Origin of the sequence: Halomonas sp., from assembly GCF_031581305.1 — a bacterium.
Classification (GTDB): domain Bacteria; phylum Pseudomonadota; class Gammaproteobacteria; order Pseudomonadales; family Halomonadaceae; genus Halomonas.
Genome location: NZ_JAVLBC010000242.1, coordinates 1 through 4,232, shown reverse-complemented (window position 1 = coordinate 4,232; position 4,232 = coordinate 1). Strand labels below are relative to the sequence as shown.

At 65.0% G+C, this 4,232-nt stretch carries 3 protein-coding genes; all 3 read right to left on the bottom strand.

Features of this window, described 5'->3' with window-relative positions; genetic code table 11:
* On the bottom strand, positions 1–2,412 hold a 2,412-nt coding region (gene putA, locus RI841_RS14965; RefSeq protein ID WP_310706432.1), incomplete at its 3' end, for a bifunctional proline dehydrogenase/L-glutamate gamma-semialdehyde dehydrogenase PutA.
* A 189-nt stretch (positions 2,413–2,601) separates the two neighbouring features.
* Positions 2,602–3,402, bottom strand: coding sequence for an AraC family transcriptional regulator (locus RI841_RS14960; RefSeq protein ID WP_310706431.1), 801 nt, complete (start codon positions 3,400–3,402; stop codon positions 2,602–2,604).
* A 70-nt stretch (positions 3,403–3,472) separates the two neighbouring features.
* Entirely contained in the window at positions 3,473–3,838 is a 366-nt protein-coding gene (locus RI841_RS14955; protein ID WP_310706430.1) for a hypothetical protein, read from the bottom strand.
* Between the last annotated feature and the right edge of the window lie 394 nt (positions 3,839–4,232).

Sequence of the window (4,232 nt, the reverse complement as noted above, 5' to 3'; positions counted from 1 at the left end):
GGCCGCCAGGGTGCGGTTGATGGCCTGGCCGGTGTCGGTGCCGCCGGTGAAGACGACTCCAGTGATGCGCGGGTCGCTGGTCAGCACGCTGCCCACGGTGGGACCGTCGCCCGGCAGCAGCTGTACCACGTCACGCGGCATGCCGGCCTCAAAGAGCAGTTCGATCACCCGGTGGGCAATCAGCGAGGTCTGCTCGGCGGGCTTGGCGAGCACCGTGTTGCCGGCCACGGCGGCGGCGACCAGCTGGCCGCAGAAGATTGCCACGGGGAAGTTCCACGGGCTGATGGCGGCGAATACGCCTTTACCACTCATCATCAGGTCGTTGGATTCGCCGGTCGGTCCCGGAAGGCGGGTTGGCGCGGAGAAGAGTTCCTCAGCCTTCATGGCGTAGTAGCGACAGAAGTCCACCGCCTCGCGAACCTCGTCGATACCGTCGGTGAGCAGCTTGCCGCCCTCCCGGGAGCAGAGCGTCATCAGCTCGGCCATGTGCTCTTCCATCAGGTCGCCGAGGCGCCGCACGATGGCGGCGCGCTCGGCCACCGGGGTGTCCTCCCAGCGCGGAAAAGCGGCCCAGGCGGCATCCAGGGCCTTGCTGGCCTGCTCAGCGGTGGTCCACTGGATGCTGCCGACCCGGTGACGGCGGTCGTAGGGGCAGGTCACCTCATGGGTATTGGCCGGATCGGCCTTTACCTCGAAGGCCAGCAGGGGGCCGGCCTTCCAGGTCTTGTCCATGGTCTTTGCCATGGCGTCCATCAGTGGCTGGTACTGGCTGCGGATGTTGAGGTCGAACCCGCGAGAGTTGCGACGCGTCGGCCCGTAGATGTCGACCGGCAGGGGGATCTGCGGGTTAGCGTAGCTGTCATACTGGTGCAGGGTTTCCACCGGATGCACGCAGAGTGACTCCACTGGCACCTTGGGATCCACCAGCTGGTGCACGAAAGAGGAGTTGGCGCCGTTCTCCAGCAGGCGACGCACCAGGTAGGGCAGCAGATCCTTGTGGGCACCCACTGGCGCATAGATACGGCAGTAGGTTCCCTCGGGGGCGCGCGCGAGAGCCGCGTCATAGAGCGCCTCGCCCATGCCGTGCAGGCGCTGGAACTCGAAGGCCCGGGTGGCCTCGTTGGCCTGCTCGAGGATGGTGCTGATGGTGTGCGCGTTGTGGGTGGCGAACTGGGGAAAGATGCGGCCGCGGGTCTCGTCGGAGAGCAGGAAGCGGGCGCAGACCAGGTACGCAACGTCGGTGGAGGCCTTGCGGGTGAAGACCGGGTAGCCGTCGACACCGAGCTGCTGAGACTCCTTGATCTCGGTATCCCAGTAGGCGCCCTTGACCAGGCGTAGCGGTATCTCGTCGCCCTGGGACTCGGCCAGGCCATTGATGTAGTGCAACACCGGCAGGGCACGCTTGGCGTAGGCCTGCACGACCAGGCCGAAGTGCCCCCAACCCTTGCAGGTCTCGCTCTCGTAGACGGCGCGGAATACCTCCAGGGAGATCTCCAGGCGGTCGACCTCCTCGGCATCGATGGTCATTGCGACGTCACGCTCGCGGGCCAGGGCGGCGAGCTCGCGCACGCTGCTGACCAGCTCACGCAGAACCTGCTCACGACGACCGAACTCGTAGCGCGGGTGCAGGGCTGAAAGCTTGATGGAGATCGAGGGCGAGGGCGTCTTCGCGGACAGCGCCTTGCTGGTCTTGCCGACCTGCTCGATGGCGCGGGCATAGTCATCGAAATAGCGCTTGGCATCAGCCCGCGTGCGGGCGGCCTCTCCGAGCATGTCGTAGGAGTAGGTGTAGCCCTTGTCGAACAGCGGCTTCGAGCGCTTCAGCGCTTCGTCGATGTCACGGCCGAGCACGAACTGCTTGCCCATGATCTTCATGGCCTCGTACATGGCGCGGCGGATCACCGGCTCGCCCATGCGGTTGACCATCTTGTTGATGAAGCCCGATGGCCTGCCCTCGCGCGGCTTGTCCATGGTGACCACGCGACCGGTCATCAGTAGGCCCCAGGTGGAGGCGTTGACCATCCAGGACTCGCTCTTGCCGACGTGGGCCTGCCAGTCAGCCGGGCCCAGCTTGTCCTCGATCAGGGCATCGGCGGTGGCCTTGTCGGGGATACGCAGCATGGCCTCGGCCAAGCACATCAGCATCAGCCCCTCATGGGTGTCGAGGCTGTACTGCTGGAGCAGCTCATCGATGGTATCGACGGCGGTGTCCATTTCGCGGACCTCGCGCACCAGTTCGGCGGTCTTCCCGGCGATCCGCCGGAAGTCCTCGTTATTGGCATCGAGGACCTTGACCATTTCGTCGACGAAAGCGTTCTCGTCGACTACATAGTGGTCACTGATGCGCGCGAAGAGGGTGTCGAGTTCCTGGCGCCAGGTGCTGGCGTCGAGCATGTTGTGGGCGTTGAGCATCTAGGTCCCCCCAAGTTGAAACCCGTCGCAAGAGGGCAGGGCCCGGCTGCCGCGGCACAGCGCTGCAGGCATGCGCGGGGCATTCACTGAGGGTAGGGGGGCAGGCGGTGTCTTGCTTGTCGAATTCCCGGCCCGATTTCACGATTTCACGGTTATTGGCCACGGAAGGGTCGGAATTTCGACCTTCGTCTAGCGTCGTGGCGTAGGCGAAGCGAGCCGTTGGCCGCGGGAGCGGCGCAATTGGCTGGGGGGGTGACCGAAGGCCTGGCGACAGGCCCGCGACAGGGCGCTCTGGCTGGTGAAGCCGCTCAGGGCGGCGATCTCGGAGAGCGGCAGATGACTCTGCTGCAGCATCTGCCTGGCGCGGTCGAGCCGGCGGCGCATCACGTACTGCCAGGGAGAGAGTCCTGTGCGTTGACGGAAGCGTTCGCTGAAGTGCGCCTCACTCAGGCAGGCCTCGGCGGCCAGGTCGGCCACGCGCAGGCGGCTGCCCAGGTGATGGTCGATGAAGCGGTCGAGGGCGGCCAGGTCGAGGGCGCGGCCCGGTTCCGGAGGCTCGGAGGCCAGACGGGCATGCAGGGAGCCCAGCAGGGTTCCCGCCAGACGCTCGTTGTGGATGGGGTCGATGAGCGCCTGGCGGGAGAGCAGGTTCAGTTCCTGGTGCAGGAAGTCCAGGTAGTGGCGAAGCGAGGTGTCGAGCGCGAAGAAACGCGGGGCATCGAACAGCCGGACCAGTTCATGGTGATGCCCGGTGACTGCGAGGGCATCGCTTGGCAGGTCGAGGATCAGCTGGCAGTTGTCGCCGGTCCCGGCATAGTAGTGCATGTGGTTGGCCGGCACGATGCAGCCTGACAAGGCCGAGATGGAGCCTCCCAGCCCCTCGATCTCGAACTCCGCCTCACCGCGGAGGCCGATCACGATCTGGTGGAAGTCATGGGCATGATGGTGGATCGTGGTGTCGAGCGGTATCTGACGGATGGCACTGGTCATTGACGGCCTCCGGCTTGGCATGTCCTGAACATGACACCATAGTCTAGCGGACTGTTCATCAACGCTGGGATCACTCCTGGCGGCGTTGCAGCGAAGTATGCGCCGCCAGATGGTCGCGCAGGGCCGCCAGCTCCTCCTGACCGGTGGCGTCGAGCAGCGGTTTTCCGCGAGTCACGCGGCCATGGCGCCCGTGCTCGTCCATCAGCCGCTGGGCGCGGCGACGTATCCCGTCCAGGTAGTCGTCATGGCGGATCGGATAGCCGATGATGGTGTTCCATTCGGTCTCGCCGACGCGGCTCTCCAATGCCTTGTCGAACAGCTCGAGTAACTGCTCGGGTTCGGTGCGGTAGCGCGGCGTGCCGGAAAGCATCAGTAGGGCGATCATGCCGCCGAAGATGACCAAGCAGACGACGAGGACCAGCAGGAAAAGGGCCATGGTTCGCGACTCCGGATGGCCGGGCCTGGTCGCTGCGAGGCCCGGTGGTGCGGTATATGTCAGAGCCTACGGTTGACGGAGGTGTGGCGGCCATCAGTGCCGCAAGACCCGAAACGCTCTCGGCTCAAGGCAGATCTGGCCGGGACCGACAAGCAGACGGCGCTTGATGGAGGTTCGCTGCATCCCCGTAGAGAGGGCTAGGGCATGGCCGGAACATACACGATGCCATACACGAATCCCAGCCATACACGATGACGTGCCTGGACGCTGTGTGGAAAGGCCTTTATCAAATTCAAGAGCTTGCGGGGAGGGCGGCCGTTCGGTGACCTAGGAGTTCAGCACTGGAGCGGGTGAAGGGAATCGAACCCTCGTCTTAAGCTTGGGAAGCTTCTGC

Bases quoted from the DNA above. Each gene is read 5' to 3' on its own strand.
- RI841_RS14960 (WP_310706431.1), bottom strand. From the start codon at position 3,402: ATGACCAGTGCCATCCGTCAGATACCGCTCGACACCACGATCCACCAT.
- RI841_RS14955 (WP_310706430.1), bottom strand. From the start codon at position 3,838: ATGGCCCTTTTCCTGCTGGTCCTCGTCGTCTGCTTGGTCATCTTCGGC.